This window comes from Metabacillus litoralis (assembly GCF_007994985.1).
Lineage (GTDB): Bacteria > Bacillota > Bacilli > Bacillales > Bacillaceae > Metabacillus > Metabacillus litoralis.
In genome coordinates this window covers 37,474-58,469 of the sequence record NZ_VOQF01000001.1, presented here as the reverse complement: position 1 = coordinate 58,469, position 20,996 = coordinate 37,474, and the positions used below count along the sequence as shown (strand labels likewise).

Genomic DNA, 20,996 nt, shown 5'->3' with positions numbered 1-20,996 from the left:
GGTAAATAAATGAATAACCAAGAACTACTAAATACTTCAATTCTTAAAGCGAGAATTATGGAATTAGAATATGAAAATCTTGAAGGAAAGGAAATAGAAAGTGAAATAAAACGAATTTATTATGAAGAAACAGGAACAGAGTTAGCAGCTAATGTGACGATATATCGTTCAGATGATATTTTAAAAGAGCATAGAAAAACCAATATTGATAGTGGTTTTGACGGGACTATTATTCACTTCCAAAGTGAAGATAAGAAGCTAAATCAGTCAATTACGATAACGAGGGGAAGCGAGCTAGGTGAAAAGGATACTTGGAGGCCTATTGATTGGAGTTATAATTTGATCGGTATATACGTTGGAGGAACAGATAATCAATTTCAAGATGCAAAATTATTTGATGATGAAGTACAAAGGATTATTCAAAATAAAAATAAGAACATGGCATTACCTATTATAGAGAAATATGGTTACGGACATTCTTTAGGGGGCAATAATATAACAGTTTTACAATTGATGTCAAGGAATGAAAATAACTTAAGATTTAAAAATGTTTACGCTATAAACGATGCCCCACCAACAGCTTATCAACTTGCAGTAATAGACTTTGATTTTAGAGAGAGAATTACTGATGAGTTCCATTTAATGAGTGACCAAGACATCTACAAAATCCCACCAGACGAACTCAAAACCTTCACCGAAGAATACTACAAAAACAAAATCGATGAAACAACAATTCACCATCTCACATCTGAAGAAGATATGCTTTACGGAGCTAGTAGCGTAAGAGGGTTCCTTGAAATAGGTGGCCGTGATGGGTTTCTTGATACAGATCCTCGTTATGCAGGCATTCGCGAGTTAGTGGATAAAATCCCTGATCAAGATTTGCGAACAATACAAATGTTTCTTTCGAATTTTTCTACAGCCTATAATGAAGATGGGTTTGATGGGTTTATGAATACTCTTACTGGTTTTAATCCTGCTGTTCTTGATTCGGTTCTTTCAAAATGGGATGAGTTTTCTGAAACAGTTAAAAGTATTGAAGATTCGGTTGATGGCTTTGAGAAACCATTTGCAGAATTGAAGGAAGCTGATTCAATTTGGTCTTTTGCAAAGGAAACAATATCACTTCCATTTGATTTATTTGGTGCGAACCTGAATTTTCAAAAAGAGCTGGTGACAGGTTATTCTCAGACTATCGCAAACTTAACAGTACTAATAGTTGAAGCAGTTCCAACAATTGTTGCTATGGCTAATAAAATACCGGAGCTTATTAATGCTGTTAAAGTTTTATATAAAAACCTTGATCCGATTCTCCAAGCTTTAGTTGATGTTGATTTTATAAGTCAGGTTGAAAAAGATAAGATCATTTCTAATATAAAAGAAATTGAAACAAGTTTAGTAGAGATCCAAACAACTATTGATAAATTACTAGATCCATCACTAAATCTATCCCTTTCACTAACTTTAAATACAATGAATCCAGAAGAACAAATAAAGGGAATTGCCGAGTTCATAGCTGCCTTTCAAACAATCAAGAATGAGGTAAGTGATATAAAAGAAGCATATGAAGGGTTAAAGAATGTAGATACTAGTTTTATTGAAAATTTTAGTGTAAGTGCGCATGCACATGGACTTGATGCTGTGATCAATGCACTTGCAAAGGATAAAAATATTAGCTATGTTCACAACGATATGTACATGTCACCTAGTGGCAAAAGTGAGATAAAAGTTAATATATCATCATCAGTTCGTATTTATCAAAAAGGTCTAGCAATCTCTAAGGAAAAAGAAAGCAATGTGAATAGATTGAAAGCTTTGTTTGACAGTGACTATCTTGATGATTACCAGGAGAGAAAGCATAAAATCATGTCAAAGATTCATACTATGGAATCGAATCCAACTCAATATTCTTATCTTTTATCACAATCTCTATGGTATCCAGTTGGTGGTTATTACAAACTGACGAAAATTAATGTGAATGAACACCTTCCACCATTGCCAGCATCATACCACCAATCGTTCTCACAAATGATTCAGACCATACAAAGTGAAATTGAAAAAGAGAAATTGCTTGTGAAAAAAATTAGAGATTCAATTGAAGATTTATTTTCAGAAGAAGAAAAAATCTCAAACATGTTTGATTATCACTATGGGAGGTGACTAATTATGGGTTCTTTTACAACAAAACATGTTTTTGCAGATTCAAAGGAATTAAGCTACAAAGCCACTCCACTAAAAAACGCATTAGAGGAAATACGTGACCTAGGGATTGATTTTACCACTTTCATGAAAAAAGAAATGGAAAACGAAAACGGAGAGCTGGTAGAAGCCATCAATCAAGAAATCATCGATCAACACCGCAATCATAACCTCATTTTAGATTACTGTGAAGACACAATAACGAGTATGACTAACACCTACACCGATTATGTGAATGATATGAGAAAACAGGATGTCACACTTTATTATAAGTTTGTATCTTATGTGGAAAATTCATAATATGATGGAATTGATGTGGACTTACTAGAGTAGGTCCTTTTTATGTAAGTACAGATTGGGCATATTAATCTAAAAAGGGGAGAAAGATGTTGATAAATGAAAGTCAGTTTTCGTATAAAAAACTTAGAACATCACTCACCATTCTTAATACTGTGCTGATTTCTTCGGGTGTGTAAAAGCAACAAAGTTTGCGAAAACAGCCTTTTTTAATTGCATAAACGTGATCATCAATCCAGTAAAACCTGCAGTAAAACTATGAATAATACTCCATAAAAGATAACCCCATTGACCCGTAAACAATGATATTAATATAAAAAGAACAGGAAAACCTATTAAAACGACTAATGAAGCGATAAGTGCAAATTTCGTGTTTTTATACATGTAATAATACCCCCTTTGTAGAAATATTCAACAACCAGTCTATTAGCTGCCTTGAAAAGTAATACTAAGTATAATTCTATTCGGAAAATAGGAACACACATTCTGTTTCGTGCTATATTAGAATGGCAAAAGTTAGGAAACTCAAGGGTGGTCAGCGTTACCCCAAAGGAAAGGGGGTGACGCTTATGATGACAGTATTTCAAACGTTAATGCTGATGATTGCATTTGCAAGTTTGGTGTTGTCGATCATATCTTATAGAGACAAAAAATAACCCACCCTTGAGCCCGACAGCAAAATAGGGTGAGTTATTTACCAACATCGCTGATCCCCTTTGATGGGAACCTAGCTATTGTATGACTGTTTGGTGTTCTAGCACCGAACAGTCTTTTTTAGTTTATGTTTTTTCTACTTTTATTATAACCAATTATGAAATGCTTGAAAAGTGATGAAATACTTAGTAAAGAGTGTTTTATAAATTAGTTATGATAAAAAATTTCTTTATTACATAATAGGAACATACATTCTATTTTATGCTATAATAGTTTTGCAACAGTTAGGTAAACTCAAGGGTGGTCAGCATTACCCCGAAGGAAGGGGGTGATGCTTATGATGACAGTATTTCAAACGTTAATGCTTATGATCGCATTCTCAAGTTTGGTGTTGTCAATCATATCTTATAGAGACAAAAAATAACCCACCCTTGAGCCCAACAGCGAAATAGGGTGAGTTATTGCCAAAACGCTGATCCCCTTGAAGGGAACCTAGCTATTGTATGACTGTTTGGTGTTAGAGCACCGAACAGTCTTTTTTATTGTATGTCTTCTCTATCATTATTATAACCAAAGAATTCATGTTTGAAAAGGGTTGATGCTAAGCAAAAGTACAGTATGAATCGTTTCAAAAAAATTTACATAATAATCAAGCTAAGATAATCGCTCATCTTGTTGAAGATTAAAAGAGGGATATTGGTTTTCTTTTGACAAAAACCCTCATATTTAGTTAAAAAACTAGATTTTATGTATTAATATAGTATTAGAGAAATATACTCAAAACTCGGGAAGTGATAAACATGATCCAAGCCAACAATTTAGTTGATATTATGAATATAGAAGATACAACAGAAAGAAACCAACAAATCCTTGATGAAGTACAGCCTTTATTAAGAAGAATAATAGATGCTTTTATCGCAAAATACAGTGAGCGTGATGCTTATTTACTTCAGTTAAAAATACATACACATGAACGCGCGATTAAGACAACGATAACAGATTCAAAGAACCCTAAATACGCAGAAAAGAAACAACATTATGGGAACAAAGGATTTGTAGAATTGATTGATGAAAAATTATATCAAAGTCCTTTATTTATTCTAAAACTAGAGTTTCATTTAGCTTCACGTGAAATCCGTATGACGATGAGCTCTGATTTTTACCCATTTTGGGTTTTATCAAAACGAACACAAATTCATGAACTTGATAAAATGGTTGAAGAACTAACTGATGATCTTAAGATTTATACAATTGAAGAGAAAAAGAGTTTTATAGATAAACATGAATTTACCGATAAGATATGGCAGTATATCAAAAATAAACGTAAGCCTACAATTCATTTTGGGGAAATCTTACCGCTAGAAGGTTTAATAGATGAAAACGAGATCGTTGATCAGCTTTGGAATACCTATCAAAAATTAACTCCAGTGCGAAGCGTTCTGGAGAAAGAAGCATTAGAACATAGTCATGCTATGTTATTAATGAAGGCAATCCAAGAAGCAACAGATCCTTTTGATATAGAACTTTTCTCGAAATCTTATCGAGTGATTCTTGATGAAGAAGTAAAAAAGGTGAAAACAAATGATTATAAGCAGATGTTTTACATATATGATCAAGATCAATTAATCACAGAAGGTCATATTGGTTACTTCACTCGTGATCCACATGAATCAATTGGGATTTTTATAGGTAATTATGGTCAAATTTTTCATCGAATCCGTAAACTGGCGAATCAAAAGGATTATGATTGGTATATTAAAAAATCTTTCTATCATCGAGGAAAATATAATCAAAACAATGAAAACCAAATGTATCAGGAAGTGTCATTGCAGGAATTAAAAAATAACGGCTTTGTATTAAGTGCTACTAATTCATTCTATGTTGGAAAATACAAAGGTGTTGATGAAGGATTTACAGAGCCGATGTTCAAAATAAAAGAACGTCTGATCACAGCTGCAGCAATTTTTGCTGATACAACCGAATTCCTAACTTTTCCAAAAGGAGCACAAACACCTAAACCTTCTGAAGAAGAAGAGGAAGAATTTGATCCAGAATTGGAGAGTTCTTTTGACTTTTCCAATATACTAGATTTAGTTGAACAAAGTGGTTTCACGTTTTCACTAGATATTATTAGAGATTTCTATTTGAACTTAACAAGTCTTGATGACAAGCATTTTGTGATTTTAAGTGGTATTTCTGGTACAGGTAAAACTCAATTATGTCGAGTGTTTGCTAATGCGGTATATGGACTTGATTATAGTGAGGAAAATCCTTATCTGAAAATCATTCCAGTTCGACCAGATTGGATGGATGCGACATCTCTATTTGGATATTACAGTTCTTTTGAAAAAAAATACATGAGAACCGAGTATTTAGATATGTTACTTCAAGCTGATCAAGAAAAAGACAAGCCACATTTCATTGTTTTAGATGAGATGAACCTAGCCAGAGTGGAGTATTATTTAAGCGATTATTTAAGTGCGGTTGAATCAAGAAAACCGATTACATTACACAATATCGATGATCTAGCGGATGTGCCAAAAACAATAGAAATTCCACATAACTTCTATGTGATCGGTACGATTAATGTGGATGAAACAACTCATAGTATTTCTGATAAAGTACTTGATCGGGCCTTTGTGATGACGTTATCAGATGTTGACTTTTCAAGCTTCTGGGACCGTTTAGATGACAAGTTTAAAAAAAACGTTCAAACAGAATGGGATCTATTAGTAGCGATTCATGAACATCTTGCAAAATATGACCTTCACTTTGGTTATCGTACGATGAATGAAATGATCCGAAAATTATATAAAAATAGCTTGTTAGCTGAAGAACTAAGAATGAAGCCCCTAGTTGCACTAGATCGTGTTGTAGCTGAAAAGGTTATTCCGAAAATTAGAGGAGATGAACGAATTACAGAATTGTTAGACACTCTAGCAAACTTATTTTATCAACAATTTGGCGAAACATCTCAAGTTTATAAACATATAGAACGAATGAGAGAGGAATTAGAGCGATATGGCTCCACTCAATTCTGGCGTTAAGATTACAGTATGGGATGATCATCAAAAAACCTGGGAAGCTATAGATAAGGTCTATTTAGAAGAAGCAAAAATCTATAAATGGAGAACACGCTCAAAAGGAACATTTCAATTTAGAATGCAGCATATTTCATTACCAATGAACAAAACAAATGAAGGCTGGGAAGGAGTACTTGAAACTCCATTTCAAAGTGGAATAGTTTCATTTAACATCAGTACGAAAGAAGGTAAAGATACCTTTGAAAACTATGTGTATACTGATTCTCGTAAATTAACCCAGCAGCAATACCAATTTCTTTTAGATGATTTATTAAAAGAAGCAAGTATTTGTTTTCAACAATCTGGTTTAGAGACGAACATTTCTTCAAGTGGATTCACAAGAGAATGCTCTATGTTGCAGTGGATGTACATTGAATCAACCATTTACAAGCTAAGAAATACCTTTCAAAAAATCACAGCTCACCCGTTAAGAAACCTTCGTAAAGAAGAAGTTTTAATGAGAAGAGAACGTGTGAAAACTGTGACACCAAGAAGCATTGCATGGTTGGAACGGTATGGTGAAAGCTACGGAGGCTCACCAACAAAGCTACCAAGTCACATTCAATCAACAAAAGTAGAAGAAACCTTCAATGTATATGAAAATCGAGTGCTGCTTTTTCAGCTTAATGAATTGCAACTCTTGCTAAAAACATACCGAACGATAAATGATCGTGATATTGGGAGAAAAGCAACGCAATATCTGGACTGGATCTCATTATGGAAAAAAGCAGAATTCCTTCAAGGACTAAGACCCTATTCAGGACCTGTAAAAATCACTCATGTATTTCGTAAGCACCCAGTCTACAGACTATGGTACCAGTGGTTTTCATCACTTTATCAGTTCAAAACGCTTACCTTTGATATTGAACAAAAACTAAGCTTAAAAGACACGTATTTGCTGTATGAAATGTGGTGCTTTATGCAGATCATTAGAACTCTACGAGAACTAGGACAACTAGATGATACAGCAGAGTTATTCACCAAGAAGGACGGCTATTATTTCTTAAGATTATCTGAAAACAAAGAAAGTGTGATACACCTTAAAAATGGTGGACAATTAATTTATCAAAAAATCATTCAAATTAATACAAATCCATACTACTCATATACGCAAAGAATGATTCCTGATATTGTGATAGATTACCAAAATCAACTGTATGTTATGGATCCTAAGTACCGCATTCCTGCCAACCTACCAATGGCGCTTGGGGAGATGCATAAATATAGAGATGGGATTTTAGCCAGAGAAGATGATATGAGGGTTGTAAAAGACGTGTTTATATTAACACCAACAGAATGTTATATGCCGAGTGATAAGGATTTTTATGATGTAGAGTTTCATGAGAGATATCACATGGGGGCGTTTTGTTTTTCGCCAGGAGAACATTATGATGTTTTTAAGGAATGGTTAGGGAAGATTCTATAACGCTAAGTTAATTATTTTATTTACCAAAAAAGAGCGTGTGATTTCTTCTATGAAAGTATTTCAAACGTTAATGCTCATGATAGCATTCTCAAGTTTGGTATTGTCAATCATTTCTTTTAGAGACAAAAAAATAACCCACCCTTGAGCGTAGCAGCGTAATAGGGTGAGTTATTTTCAAACTTCGCTGATTCCCTTGATGGGAACCTAGCTATTGTAAGACTGTTTGGTGTTCGAGCACCGAACAGTCTTTTTTAGTTTATGTTTTTTCTACTTTTATTATAACCAAATATGAAATGCTTGATAAGTGATGAAATACTTAATAAATAGTGTTTCATTAATTAATGATTAAAATTTCTTTAGTTAGATTACAGGAACATACATTCTATTTTGTGCTATAATAGTTTTTCAATAGTTAGGAAACTCAAGGGTGGTCAGTGTTACCCCATTGAAAGGGGGTGATGCTTATGATGACAGTATTTCAAACGTTAATGCTCATGATTGCATTTGCAAGTTTGGTGTTGTCAATCATATCTTATAGAGACAAAAAATAACCCACCCTTGAGCCTACCAGGGTAATAGGGTGAGTTATTTTCAAACTTCGCTGATTCCCTTGATGGGAACCTAGCTATTGTAAGACTGTTTGGTGTTCTAGCACCGAACAGTCTTTTTTAGTTTATGTTTTTTCTACTTTTATTATAACCCAATATGAAAACCTTGAAAAGAGATGAAATACAAAGTAAAGAGTGGTTTACTACTTAATTAATAATAAAAGTTCTTTATATACATGATAAGAACATATATTCTATTTCGTGCTATAATAGTTTTGCAATAGTTAGGAAACTCAAGGGTGGTCAGCATTACCCCGAAGGAAGGGGGTGATGCTTATGATGACAGTATTTCAAACGTTAATGCTCATGATTGCATTTGCAAGTTTGGTGTTGTCAATCATATCTTATAGAGACAAAAAATAACCCACCCTTGAGCCTAGCAGCGTAATAGGGTGAAGTTATTATTTACCAAAATTGCTGATCCCCTTGATGGGAACCTAGCTATTGTATGACTGTTTGGTGTTACAGCACCGAACAGTCTTTTTTAGTTTATGTTTTTTCTACTTTTATTATAACCAAAGATGAGTTGATTGAAAAGTGATGAAAAGAAAAGTAAGAACTGACTCCATTTGATAGAAATAAGTGAGCTATACAGTAGTCACACTTGTTTAATAGTTAATAAACACAATAAATTAAGATATCATTGGAAATTTATTGTGAATATTCATAGGATGTAACCCAATAGATGATAGTGAAAAGTGTCAATATTGATAACGTTTGTATTGTATAATAAAAAGTATGTATGGTTAAGGAATATTCAAAGTTTCTCCTTTTAAAATAATACCGAATATGGGGTGTTACTATGTACGAAGTAACTTGGTTGGCATATGAAATATTTGAGGAGCTTGGAAGGTATGAGCAAATACATAAATCACTACAATTTAATTCACTTGAGGAAGCTAAAGAGTTCTATATGAATAAGAAGGAAGATATTGACGTGGAACATATTAAATTATCAATTCTGCTAGAAGAGTTTAGCAGAGCTACTGAAGTTGTATTGTGATAGGTAGATAAGTTAATAATGTTAGTATTTGCAAGTCTGGTGTTGTCAAACATATCTTATAGGTACGAAAAATAACCCACCCTTGAGCTCTCCCGGCGATAGGTGAGTTATTTTCAAACTTCGCTGATTCCTTTGATGGGATCCTAGCTATTGTATGACTGTTTGGTGTTCTAGCACCAAGCAGTGTTTTTTTATTTTATACTTTTTCTCCTTTTATTATAATCAAAGATGTGTTCATTGAAAAGTGATGAAAAGAAAAGTAAGAAACTGAACTCTTTTTAATTGAGACTTGATCTATGCATTAGTACCTGTTTAATTTAAATGATTTTTAGGAAATGTCGTTTCTATTCATCTAACTGAAAAATTCTTATTATGAAAGTAGATAAAAAGGAGAGTGTCAGAATGGAATTGCGATTAAGGGAAGTAAACGAAAAGAATTTTTGGGAAATTACACAGCTAAAATCAGATCGAAACCAAGAAGAAAGAATACAAATTTTCGAAAGATGGGTTGGATCAAATGTGTTCTTTCTTTCAACCTGCCATGTTTATGGTTTTACGCCAAAAGCTATTTATGACAAAGATACACTCATTGGATTCACTTTGTCATGGTTACCGGAAAGAACATGAAAGATATGAATTGATTAGTTTTATGATTGGTTACAAGTTTCAAGGAAAAGGTTACGGTGTCCACGTATTACAAGCAGTCATTGATGATATGATTAACATGTATGATTGTAAGGAAATCTATCTTTCTGTGATTGTTAATAATGATAGAGCAATTCGGTTATATGAAAAATTAGGATTTAAACACAGGTGAAAATGAACAATGTTATCATCCAAAACCTGTATATTGTTTAGTAATCAATGAGTAATGATGGTAAAGTTATATCTCTCCTTTTTAATCTCTTTATTAACATTTTTTAAGGGGAGTTAGTGTTAGCTTAATTTAACATAACAACAACAGTAATTGTTGGAACTTTTTTTATAAGGAGAATTCATGGATCGATTTACAATTGTTATTCAAAAACAAAATTACGAACTAATTGTAGGAGATTTTTACAGTATTCATTTTTTTGATGTTGATATTAGTTTTCATGGTTTAACTGTAAAAATTGAAGATACATATTGGAAAAATGAAGATGGCGAAAATATGTTCTATATTTGGGTCCCTGATCATAAAGAAGATTATTTGGTTTGTGACAGAGAAATAAGATATATTAAAAAGATTAATGGTAGGTAAGATAAACTATATTATAATTTTTGTAAGATATAAAGGTTCAAATGAAATATAGTTTACGAGAAATATATTATGTAAACTTAAAACTGTTAGTATGGGGCTGTGCACTGTCCTTTTTTTGTACAATAAATTTTCGATACTAAGAATACCTACAAAGATCGTATCCCATTCTTTTCAGGATAAAAGAATGGGAAATACGGCTATTACTCACAAAGTTTTTATGATGAATTAAAATATACAGATGAAACTTTCAACCTTTTTTAATCTTTCTATATTGGGATGGTGAAGTACCCATAATTTTCTTGAAGATTCTCGAAAAGTAATAAGGATCATCTATGCCTAATGAAACAGCAATTTGCTTAATAGAATTTTCTGTAAGATCAAGTGTTTGTGCCGCTCTTTGCATTTTCATTCTTATAAAGTAATCAATAGGTGGATAACTGGTTTCAGATTTAAATAGATGTGTAAGATGTTGTTTTGATAAACCCGAGTATTTTGCAACATCATCGAGTTTAATTGTTTTGTTCATATTTTCGTTCATAAAATGAATAGCTTTATCAAGATAATCTTCTTTATTTCTATCTTGGTTTGTGAGCGCGCTTGTTACACTAACATTGCTCAAAAGATATTTTATAGATTGAGATACATGGATATGGTGGAGGTGAGAGTATACTCTATTTGACAGAAAATCGAAACAATTATTAAAAATCTCTAAAAATTTTACAAATTTTATAAATTTTAGTTGTGATAGATTATTTTTTAGCCCTAAACCTTCTATAAATTGATCTACATCGGTGCCACCTAGATGGAACCAATAAATACTCCAAGGTGTTTGCTCAGATGCACCATATCGATGAGGAGTTTCCTTAGGAATAATCATTAGCATAGTAGGTTTAATAGTTAATTTTGTACCATTTATTTCTATCCATCCTTCTCCCTCAGCACAATAAATTACGATATGACTATCGCAACCATGTATTCGTTCACGATAATGATATTTAGCTCTCGGAAAATAGCCAATATCAGTTACATAGAAAGGAGCTATTAACGGATGTTTCTCAATATCTCTTATTACATAATCAGGTAAAACCAGCAGTCGTTCCAATTCAAATCCATCACTTTTTTTTATATTCCCCATTTCAACACTCCTAACAAAATAAGAAAATAATCAAATTTCTTCTCTTTATATACTATTACCTTTAGCAATATATTAAAAATAATTCAGAATATAGTCCATTATAAACCGAATTTAGTTAATTGTAAGAAAAAACATATCAACGTATCGTAGTAGTATAAAGAGGAGGGAGTTTAATGAAAATTGAACAAAGAGTTCAAGTTTGGGAAGAAGAACGACAAATCCCAACTTATGAGGTAGGAGAGCCAAATAAAAATCCCATGTTCCTTGAAAAAAGAGTGTATCAAGGTAGCTCTGGAAAAGTATATCCCTATCCGGTAATCGATAAGATACACGATCATAAAAAAATGAAATCGTATAACCTTGTTATAGTAGAAAACGAATACATCCGTATTGAAATCATGCCAGAATTGGGGGGGCGTATCTATCGAGCATTAGATAAAACGAATAATTACGATTTTGTTTATTACAATCGAGTGATTAAACCAGCACTTGTTGGATTGGCGGGTCCTTGGATTTCAGGTGGGATAGAGTTTAACTGGCCACAGCATCACCGTCCAAATACATTTGGACCAGTTGAATACAAAGTAACTGAAAATGATGATGGAAGTGCTACTGTATGGGTAAGTGAAATCGATCGGATGTACGGTACAAAAGTGACGGCAGGTTTTATCCTACATCCTGATAAAGCATATTTAGAAATCAAGGCACAGTTATATAATCGTACATCTTTGCCTCAAACATTTCTTTGGTGGGCAAATCCAGCCGTAGCGGTAAATGATCACACACAATCTGTTTTTCCCCCAGATGTTCATGCTGTTTTTGATCATGGTAAAAGAGATGTATCACGCTTTCCAATCGCCACTGGCACTTATTATAAGATGGATTATTCAGAAGGTGTAGATATTTCGCGTTATAAAAATATTCCTGTTCCCACTTCTTATATGGCTTACAAATCTGATTACGATTTTGTCGGGGGTTATGATCATAATTTGCAAGCAGGCTTACTTCATGTAGCAGATCACCATATTTCTCCTGGAAAAAAACAATGGACATGGGGTAATGGAGATTTTGGAAAAGCATGGGACCGACAATTAACAGATGAAGATGGTCCATATATAGAGTTGATGACAGGGGTATTTACTGATAATCAACCGGATTTTACTTGGTTACAGCCTTACGAAGAAAAAACATTTACACAATATTTTATGCCTTATAAACATATTGGAATGGTGAAAAATGCCACAAAACATGCTGCTGTGAATCTAGAAGTAGATTCTCTACTAAATGAAGCTTGTATTAGCGTATATGCTACATCAGATTATACTGATGCTATTGTCGAATTAAAGGGTAAAAAGCACTCTTACTTAAATGAAAAAATAAACTTGTCTCCAAACCACACATATAAGATAAATATTAAAGTTGATGAAAGTGAACTAGAACACAATTTATTTTTATCTGTAAAAGATGCAAGGGAGAAAATATTAGTTTCCTATCAACCACCCAAAAAACAAATAGAAGAAATACCGGAACCCGCAAAACCATTACCCTCTCCACATGACCTAAAAACAACAGAGGAATTATATCTTGCCGGATTACACTTAGAACAATACAGACATGCAACACTGGATCCTGATGAATACTACTTAGAAGGATTGAAAAGAGAACCAAATAATATCAGAATAAACGTGGCATATGGAACATTACTATTGCGTAGAGGATTGTTCAAGAAAAGTGAAGAATACTTCAGAAATGCAATTAAGTTATTAACTTGGAGAAATCCTAATCCATACGACAGTGAAGCCTACTATCAACTGGGTCTATCACTCAAGTTACAAGGGAAATTAGATGAAGCATATCGAGCATTTTATAAATCTGTATGGTCAGCACACTATCAAGAAAGTGGGTATTTTTCTTTAGCACAAATTGCTTCAACAAAAGGATTGTATGATCAAGCATTAGAATTTATAGAAAAAGCCTTAGTTAAAAATAGTAGAAATTATAAAGTGCGTCACCTAAAAACAATCATTCTACGCAACATCGGTCGATTACAAGAAGCAAAACAATTTGCCGAAGAAACAATAACAATGGATATTGCTGATTTTGGAGCTTATTATGAACTTTATTTCATTCATTTAGAATTGGGAAATACATTAACTGCTCATTCTATCGTGTCTGAATTAGAAGCTTTTATGAGATATGATCCTCAAAATTATTTACATCTTGCTGCTGATTATGAAGAATGTGGAAGATATGAAGAAGGTATACAAATTTTAAGTCAATTGTTACGAGAAAACACAAATAAAGAATATCCAATTATTCACTATACGATAGGTTATTTGTATTCCAAATTAAAGCAGCATGATCAAGCACAGTATTATAGACGTATAGGTAACCAGGCTTCTTCAGATTATTGTTTCCCAAATAGTTTATTTGAGTTAATTGTACTAGAAGATGCGATTGCAGCGAATCCAGAAGATAGCAAGGCCTGTTACTATTTAGGTAATTTACTTTATGATAAAAAAAGATATAAAGAAGCAATTAAGTTATGGGAAACCTCAAGGGAAATAGAACCTAGTTTTGCAACAGTTCATCGAAATCTAGCTCTTGCTTACTATAACCATTTACAAGATGAACATGGTGCACTGATTTCTTTACAAACAGCATTTGATTGTGATCAATCTGATGCAAGGGTATTGTATGAATATGATCAGTTACACAAGAAATTGGGATACTCACCAGATAAAAGATTCCATTTTTTAACGAACAAATTGCCTTTAGTCGAATCAAGAGACGATTTGTATATTGAATATTTAACACTTCAAAACTGCTTAGGTTATTATGAAAAAACAATCCAGTCACTGAAAACACGAATTTTTCATCCATGGGAAGGAGGAGAAGGAAAGGTCACAGAGCAATATGTGTATTCCCATATCGAACTTGGAAAGCACTATCTTCATAAAAAGTCATATGTAAACGCTTTAAATACCTTTAAAAAGGCACTTACCTATCCTGAAAATCTAGGTGAAGGCAAACTTGAGGGTACACAGGATAATAATGTGTACTATTACCTGGGTTGTGCCTATGAAGGTTTAAAGGATGAAAGTCATGCAATTGAATGTTTTACGATTGCGTCCGAAGGGTTTGATGAACCCGCAAGTGCACTTTATTACAATGATCAACCACCGGAAATGATTTTCTACCAAGGATTAGCTCTACAGAAATTGAAGAGCTTCAAAGACTCAAAGAAACGATTTAATAAGTTAATAGATTATGGAGAAAAACATATATTTGATGTTCCGAAAATTGATTATTTTGCGGTTTCTCTTCCAGATTTTCTAGTATTTAATGATGATCTAAAAAAACGCAACGAAATTCACTGTCGTTACATGAGAGCACTTGGGTTAATTGGATTAAACAAACATCAACAAGCAATAGATGAGTTAAACATAGTGTTGAGTCTAGATTCAAATCATCAAGGTGCTATAACTCATAAAAAGGTCAATATGATAACGAGCTAAAAAGAATCATAGTTGTGAAGGTTTAAAACGCTGCTTCACAACTATTTCTTTATATATAGTCGGGAGATGATGAGTGAATGAAGAAATATACTATTAACGTCAAAAATCCTCAGAAGAATATTTATCCTGCCAAAACCAAACTTGGAGGAATAAACTTAAGCGGAGACAGAATTAGTTTCACAAACTATTTTATGGAGAAAAATAATCAGCCATTTCTAGGAATTTGTGGTGAATTTCACTTTAGTCGGTATCATCATACAAGATGGGAAGATGAGCTGATAAAAATGAAAATGGGAGGTGTAAATATAATCGCAACCTACATCTTTTGGAATCATCATGAAGAAGAACAGGGTATTTTTCTGTGGACAGAAAATAGAAACGTAAGAAAGTTTGTTGAAATTTGTGCGAAGCATGAACTTTATGTGATCTTAAGAATTGGACCATTTGCACACGGTGAGGTAAGAAATGGTGGTTTACCAGATTGGCTTTTCGGACGACCATTTGATCTGCGCTCAAATGATATAGAGTATTTGGGATTTGTTAAAAACTTTTATCAAGAAATTGGAAAACAAGTGAATGGTTTATTATTTAAAGACAATGGTCCAATTATAGGTACCCAGCTTGAAAACGAATATGAACATGCAGGTGCACCATGGGAAATAACAGCTGGAACAAGTAATGAATGGCTTCCTGCCGGTAGGGATGGAGATTCACATATATTAACATTAAAAAAGCTAGCCATAGAGGCTAATATTAAGACTCCACTTTATACTTGTACTGGATGGGGAGGAGCATCCGCACCTTCTGATGAAGTACTTCCTCTATGGGGAGGATATGCTTTTTGGCCATGGATATTTTATGGAGATGTGAAAGAACATCCAGCTACACCGGAGTTTATTTATAGAGATTTTCATAATAATGAAAAAGAAAATTATGGGTTTACCCCAACCTACCGTGCTGAAGATCTACCTTATGCTTGCTGTGAAATGGGAGCAGGTATGACTAATTTTTATCAGTATCGATTTACATTACCATATGAAAGTGTTGATGCAATGGCTAATGTAAAGCTTGCAGGTGGGTGTAATTTCATTGGCTATTATGTATTTCATGGTGGTTCAAATCCAGTAGGAAAATACTTCTTAAATGAAAATGCGACACCTAAAATTTCCTATGACTATCAAGCTCCCATAGGAGAATTTGGACAGATTAGAGAATCATATAAAAGACTGAAGCGGTTGCATTACTTTTTAACAACCTTTGAAAAAGAGTTTAGTAAATCACAAACCATCCTACCTGAGATGAGTGATCGTATTGATCCAACTGATACTGAGTCTTTGCGTTATGCTGTCAGAGCTCATAAAGATTCAGGTTTTCTATTTATTAATAATTATCAAGATCATGTTGAAATGAAGTACAAACAAGATATTTCTATTTCTATTCAACTTAACCATGAAACCATCAATCTACCTAAAAGTGAAGGACTATCAATCGCAAAAAATACAAGTTGTGTTCTCCCATTTAATTTGATTATGGATGGAACAACTTTAAAGTACTCCACAACTCAATTAATCACGAAAATTGAACATAATGGTGAAAGTTACTACTTTTTCTTTACTCCAAAAGGCATGAAAGCGGAATATTGCTTCCGTCGAGAAGCTATACAGAATATTGAAAGAAATGATGGTGATGTTATTTGGGGAGATGAAGTAATAATTAAGCTAGATCCTATAGTAGAAACTCATGTTAGTGATATAACACTGCATTCAGGAACCAACATTCATATTGTCACTTTATCAGATAAACAAAGTCTGAATTTTTGGAGATATACACTAGATAATCAACATCAAATTGTGATAACAGATAGCACTGTTTTATTAAAGGATAACAAATTAAAGTTGGAGTATAGTAATGAACAAAAAAAAATAGAATTAATGTTTTTTCCACCTTTAAAGAAGAAATTACTATACCAGGGAAGAGAAATAAAAAAGCAAGAAAATGATGGGTTCTTTGATGAGTACTATATTTCTACTAATACAAATAAGCTAGAAATAGATATTAAGAAGGTTGGTCATTCAAAAGCGAAAATTGACTTTTCACCAGAGTTCTTTAACTCAGTTAAAGAACCGCTTCTTAACATAGATTATATTGGAGATATTGGATATGCGTTTATTGATGGGAAATTAATTCATGATAACTTTTCCAATAACGAAGTCTGGCAATTAGGACTGAAACAATATCAGCAAGAACTAATCGAAAAGGGAATGTACCTTTATGTTTCACCGTTAAAAGAGGGAAGTTATGTTAAATCAGATTCACCAATGGCAGCTAGGACAGAAATTAATCATAATACCTCTGAAATTAAATCAATAAAAGCAACCGCAATATGTGAGATAGAGCTCGAAATAGAATAAACAACTAGAAACTTTCTTCTGAAGCTAATGTTTATATTAAACAATTAGCTTTTTTTAAATACCTAATTTCATAACTTCATATAAAAGGGGGTACAACATGATAAAAGTAATGATTGTTGATGATGAGATATTGGCGATTGAGCATCTAAAAATCCTTTTAAACTGGGAAGAACTAGGCTTTGAAATTATAGGAGAAGCTCTTTCAGCAAAAAAAGCGATGGAACTTGTTCGATCAACTTATCCTCAAGTGATCTTTATGGATATAAGAATGCCTGTTGTTGATGGTCTTAGTCTTAGTGAAAAGATACTGGCGCTAAATCCGAACATGAAAATTGTCTTGCTTACCTCTCACAGAGATTTTGAATATGCAAAAAAAGCAATAAATATAGGTATTTCTCATTTCCTGCTCAAACATGAGATGAATAAATTAAATCTAGCTAAGGAACTTAGAAAGATACACGAAGAATTGGTAGGAGAGGAAGAAATAGCTAGATCAGTAAAAAGTCAGAGTATTAGAGATTTATTGTTTTTTGGTCATAAAACTGGTATCAACAAATTTTATCAGAAAGGAAATAAAGGAAATTATTGTATGTTTTATCTTAAGGTAGATCGACCTTACCCAATTTTTGATGAAAGAATAGAGAGGAATAGTAAATTCCAACGTCTGAATCTTGAATGTATAAAGGAAAACTCAGAGGAGGTAGAGTTTGTTGAAGTCATTCCAATTGATAAAGAAAAAGCAGTATTACTTTGCAGTACTAGGAAAAAATCTACTGAGGGAGAAAACTGGAAAATCTTCTATCATATAGCCTTAAAACTACAAAGAGAATTTGTGAATTCAGGCGTTTCTGTGTCAATCTTCATTTCTCCATTATTTAAGAACATAGAACAATTGACCGAAATCTATGCTCAATGTGAAGAGAAATCATCAGCACTTGTGTTGTTTGATAAAGGGTCAATATTAAATTTACAGAATTTAATTGTTTCAGATCTTGATATACAAGAAAACTGTAGAGAAATTGCCAGATGTATAAATGAACATAACGATGATTTTGTTCAAATGGTACAAGACGCATTTGAGTTAGTGAAATTGAACTTCCACCCCGTTACACTAAGATTTCTATGTAAGGAATTAATAAGCTTGTTAGAGAATTTAAGAAATCAACACCATTTACCAAGCTATTTGGATACTGATGTAAGAAATGAACTACATGCTGATGAGCTATTTAATTTAAAAGATATTATGCAGTGGATAATTGATGAATATAGAAAAATAACATCTACTAAAGACGAAATCAATTACTCTACTAAAGTTGAATTAACGTTAAGGTATATTCATGAAAACTATCAAAGAGATTTTACAATGAATGAAATCGGTGAAAAGCTTTCAATTAGCGGAGATCACCTTCGCCATATCTTTAAAAAAGAAACGGGCAATACAATTTTAGATTATTTAACTTGGTATCGCATTGAGCAATCGAAGAAACTTTTACAAAAAGAAGAGTATAAAATATATGAAATTGGTGAAATGATTGGTTATAAAACAAGTCAATATTTTAGTTTAGTTTTTAAAAAAATGACTGGTGCAACTCCAAAGGAATATAAAGAAAGTCTGAATAAAAAACGATGAAGATAAAAACGAAGATTTTATTTGTTATTGCTATTATCATTTCATCTTCATTATTATTATGTGGAATTTTCACTTATTCCTATTTCAATAAAATTTTTACTGAACAGGTGAAGAAAGACGAAAGTGCAAAATTAGAAGAAAAAGCAGAAAGTATACAATCGTTCCAAAATGATATTAAGCAATTTTCTCAATATATATTGGTTGATAATGAAATTCAAGACAAAATCAATACACTTTATTCTGCTAAAAGTATGTATGAAAAAATTCAAAATGAAGATTGGTTATCTAATGAACTAAAAAGCTATTTACTACTTAAAGATTATCTTGACAGTATTATTTTGGTCGGTAAAGATGGAAACGTTATATCATCAAGATCAATCCAAAATGATTATTATATAAATACGCTAAAGGAAAAGTGGTTCACAGCTTTTTTGAAAAGGGAAGTGAATGGTGGTTTTTCAGAAGAACATTTACTTACAAACAACCAACAAGAAAACAAAGTGATTAGCTACATTGTGAAATTTAACCCTATTTTAAATCCAGATAGTAAACTAAAGTATCTTATTGTGAATATTGATACTAGTCATCTTTCAAATCTTCTGATAGATGAAACGAGTGATAATATTTTCTATCTTTTTGACTCACAAAATTCATTATCGTTATATAAAAATAAGGATTACGATAAAAAAATAGACTCTATTATTAGAGAACAAAGTCAAAAAATAAATGTCGTTGAAAATAAAGAGAAAATATTCATTATCAACCCTAATATGGAAGATGATTGGAAAATTGTTTCAGTTAATCAAAAAGAAGAAATATTAAAGAAAGTAAATTTCGTTTATTACTTTATAGCGGGTGTAACTATTCTCAATATTATGTTGATTATGATTGTTTTAACTCCAATGATTCTAAATCTATCAAAGCCAATTTCTATGTTAACTACAGCGATGAAAGAAGTTTCAAAAGGTAAGCTGGAGACTTCTGTAAATATTAAAAGTGGTGATGAGTTTGAGGTTTTAGGAGAAGGTTTTAACTATATGGTGAAAGAGCTTCAAAAGTATATTGATCGTTCAATTGAAGATGAGAAAATAAAACAGAAATTACACATGGATTTACTAATATCACAAATAAATCCTCATTTTATTTATAATACGTTAAATACAGTCATCTATCTTGCTCAAAAACAAGAAAATGAAGATATTGTAAAAATAACAAAATCTTTCATTAGTCTTTTACAGGATACAGTAAAGTATGGCGAAGGTGGATATCTTATCCCCGTTGAAGAGGAAATAAATAATTTGAAAAACTATCTTGTTATTCAAAATTACCGATATCCAAAACGGTTTGGAGTAAAATGGCAAGTTGATAAAAAAATATTGGGGTTGAATGTACCAAGAACAATTCTTCAGCCATTAGTTGAGAACGCCTTATTTCATGGCATCATTCCCAATGAAGAATTCGGAACAGTATGTATTGAGATCTTTTTGATAGATCATTTTTTACACTTAATCGTAAGTGATGATGGAGTGGGGATGTCTTCAAAACGGTTAGAAGAAGTAAAATTAGGTCAAACTTCAAACCAATCTTTCTCTAATATGAGAAGCATAGGGTTATCTAATGTTAAGGCTCGTATATTAAGTTTATATGATAATAGATCAGCATTCTACATTGATAGCGTCGAAGGAATAGGCACGAAAATCACGATAAAAATTCCATTGAATTCTCCAGATTTTATACAATAAAACCGAATTGTTATGTTTTGAAAGCGTATACAAATTGGTAATATCGGTTT

Annotated in this window: 19 protein-coding genes; 17 read left to right on the top strand and 2 right to left on the bottom strand. The window is 32.5% G+C overall.

What is annotated here, in order from left to right; genetic code table 11:
* The first annotated feature begins 9 nt into the window (after positions 1-9).
* Both FS935_RS00205 and FS935_RS00200 read left to right on the top strand, forming a co-directional pair.
* Positions 10-2,160: a DUF6792 domain-containing protein gene (locus FS935_RS00205; RefSeq protein ID WP_146945531.1), complete on the top strand. Its 2,151-nt coding sequence runs from the start codon at positions 10-12 to the stop codon at positions 2,158-2,160.
* Positions 2,161-2,166: 6 nt separating this feature from the next.
* A complete protein-coding gene (locus FS935_RS00200; RefSeq protein WP_146945530.1) occupies positions 2,167-2,499 on the top strand; it encodes a hypothetical protein in 333 nt (110 codons plus the stop codon).
* 144 nt (positions 2,500-2,643) lie between these two features.
* Here the strand turns inward: FS935_RS00200 and FS935_RS00195 are convergent, their stop codons facing one another.
* Positions 2,644-2,880, bottom strand: coding sequence for a hypothetical protein (locus FS935_RS00195; RefSeq protein WP_146945529.1), 237 nt, complete (start codon positions 2,878-2,880; stop codon positions 2,644-2,646).
* Between the two features lie 122 nt (positions 2,881-3,002).
* Here FS935_RS00195 and FS935_RS24445 point away from each other — a divergent pair, with 122 nt between their 5' ends.
* The 11 genes from FS935_RS24445 (at position 3,003) to FS935_RS00170 (ending at position 10,510) form a co-directional block, all read left to right on the top strand.
* Complete coding sequence (locus FS935_RS24445; RefSeq protein ID WP_369127094.1) at positions 3,003-3,152, top strand: putative holin-like toxin; 150 nt, start codon at positions 3,003-3,005, stop codon at positions 3,150-3,152.
* A 329-nt stretch (positions 3,153-3,481) separates the two neighbouring features.
* Positions 3,482-3,574, top strand: coding sequence for a putative holin-like toxin (locus tag FS935_RS24440; protein ID WP_369127093.1), 93 nt, complete (start codon positions 3,482-3,484; stop codon positions 3,572-3,574).
* Between the two features lie 376 nt (positions 3,575-3,950).
* Positions 3,951-6,197, top strand: coding sequence for an McrB family protein (locus FS935_RS00190; protein WP_146945528.1), 2,247 nt, complete (start codon positions 3,951-3,953; stop codon positions 6,195-6,197).
* The gene (locus FS935_RS00185) at positions 6,172-7,659 is read left to right on the top strand and encodes a DUF2357 domain-containing protein (protein ID WP_146945527.1); all 1,488 of its coding nucleotides are present in this window, start codon (positions 6,172-6,174) and stop codon (positions 7,657-7,659) included. Before FS935_RS00190 ends, FS935_RS00185 begins: the two co-directional genes overlap by 26 nt.
* Before the next feature lie 49 nt (positions 7,660-7,708).
* The gene (locus FS935_RS24435) at positions 7,709-7,804 is read left to right on the top strand and encodes a putative holin-like toxin (RefSeq protein WP_369127092.1); all 96 of its coding nucleotides are present in this window, start codon (positions 7,709-7,711) and stop codon (positions 7,802-7,804) included.
* 313 nt (positions 7,805-8,117) lie between these two features.
* Positions 8,118-8,210, top strand: coding sequence for a putative holin-like toxin (locus tag FS935_RS24430; RefSeq protein WP_369127091.1), 93 nt, complete (start codon positions 8,118-8,120; stop codon positions 8,208-8,210).
* Positions 8,211-8,537: 327 nt separating this feature from the next.
* Complete coding sequence (locus FS935_RS24425; RefSeq protein WP_369127091.1) at positions 8,538-8,630, top strand: putative holin-like toxin; 93 nt, start codon at positions 8,538-8,540, stop codon at positions 8,628-8,630.
* Positions 8,631-9,069: 439 nt separating this feature from the next.
* Complete coding sequence (locus FS935_RS00180; RefSeq protein ID WP_146945526.1) at positions 9,070-9,270, top strand: hypothetical protein; 201 nt, start codon at positions 9,070-9,072, stop codon at positions 9,268-9,270.
* 402 nt (positions 9,271-9,672) lie between these two features.
* Complete coding sequence (locus FS935_RS23785) at positions 9,673-9,897, top strand: hypothetical protein (protein ID WP_240050764.1); 225 nt, start codon at positions 9,673-9,675, stop codon at positions 9,895-9,897.
* The gene (locus FS935_RS24365; protein WP_338036887.1) at positions 9,788-10,087 is read left to right on the top strand and encodes a GNAT family N-acetyltransferase; all 300 of its coding nucleotides are present in this window, start codon (positions 9,788-9,790) and stop codon (positions 10,085-10,087) included. The genes FS935_RS23785 and FS935_RS24365 overlap by 110 nt, the downstream gene beginning before the upstream one ends.
* A gap of 180 nt (positions 10,088-10,267) precedes the next feature.
* Positions 10,268-10,510: a hypothetical protein gene (locus FS935_RS00170; protein ID WP_146945525.1), complete on the top strand. Its 243-nt coding sequence runs from the start codon at positions 10,268-10,270 to the stop codon at positions 10,508-10,510.
* A gap of 247 nt (positions 10,511-10,757) precedes the next feature.
* Here FS935_RS00170 and FS935_RS00165 read toward each other — a convergent pair whose 3' ends face one another.
* On the bottom strand, positions 10,758-11,645 hold the full coding sequence (locus FS935_RS00165) for an AraC family transcriptional regulator (RefSeq protein ID WP_146945524.1): 888 nt from the start codon (positions 11,643-11,645) through the stop codon (positions 10,758-10,760).
* Between the two features lie 173 nt (positions 11,646-11,818).
* On the opposite strand from FS935_RS00165, the gene FS935_RS00160 reads away from it, so the two are divergent.
* The 4 genes from FS935_RS00160 (at position 11,819) to FS935_RS00145 (ending at position 20,946) form a co-directional block, all read left to right on the top strand.
* The gene (locus FS935_RS00160; protein WP_146945523.1) at positions 11,819-15,163 is read left to right on the top strand and encodes a DUF5107 domain-containing protein; all 3,345 of its coding nucleotides are present in this window, start codon (positions 11,819-11,821) and stop codon (positions 15,161-15,163) included.
* 77 nt (positions 15,164-15,240) lie between these two features.
* The gene (locus FS935_RS00155; protein ID WP_146945522.1) at positions 15,241-17,574 is read left to right on the top strand and encodes a beta-galactosidase; all 2,334 of its coding nucleotides are present in this window, start codon (positions 15,241-15,243) and stop codon (positions 17,572-17,574) included.
* Between the two features lie 97 nt (positions 17,575-17,671).
* Positions 17,672-19,204, top strand: coding sequence for a response regulator transcription factor (locus FS935_RS00150; RefSeq protein WP_146945521.1), 1,533 nt, complete (start codon positions 17,672-17,674; stop codon positions 19,202-19,204).
* Positions 19,201-20,946 carry a sensor histidine kinase gene (locus FS935_RS00145; RefSeq protein ID WP_146945520.1) on the top strand — a complete coding sequence of 582 codons (1,746 nt, stop codon included), beginning with the start codon at positions 19,201-19,203 and terminating at the stop codon, positions 20,944-20,946. The genes FS935_RS00150 and FS935_RS00145 overlap by 4 nt, the downstream gene beginning before the upstream one ends.
* The last annotated feature ends 50 nt before the right edge of the window (positions 20,947-20,996 follow it).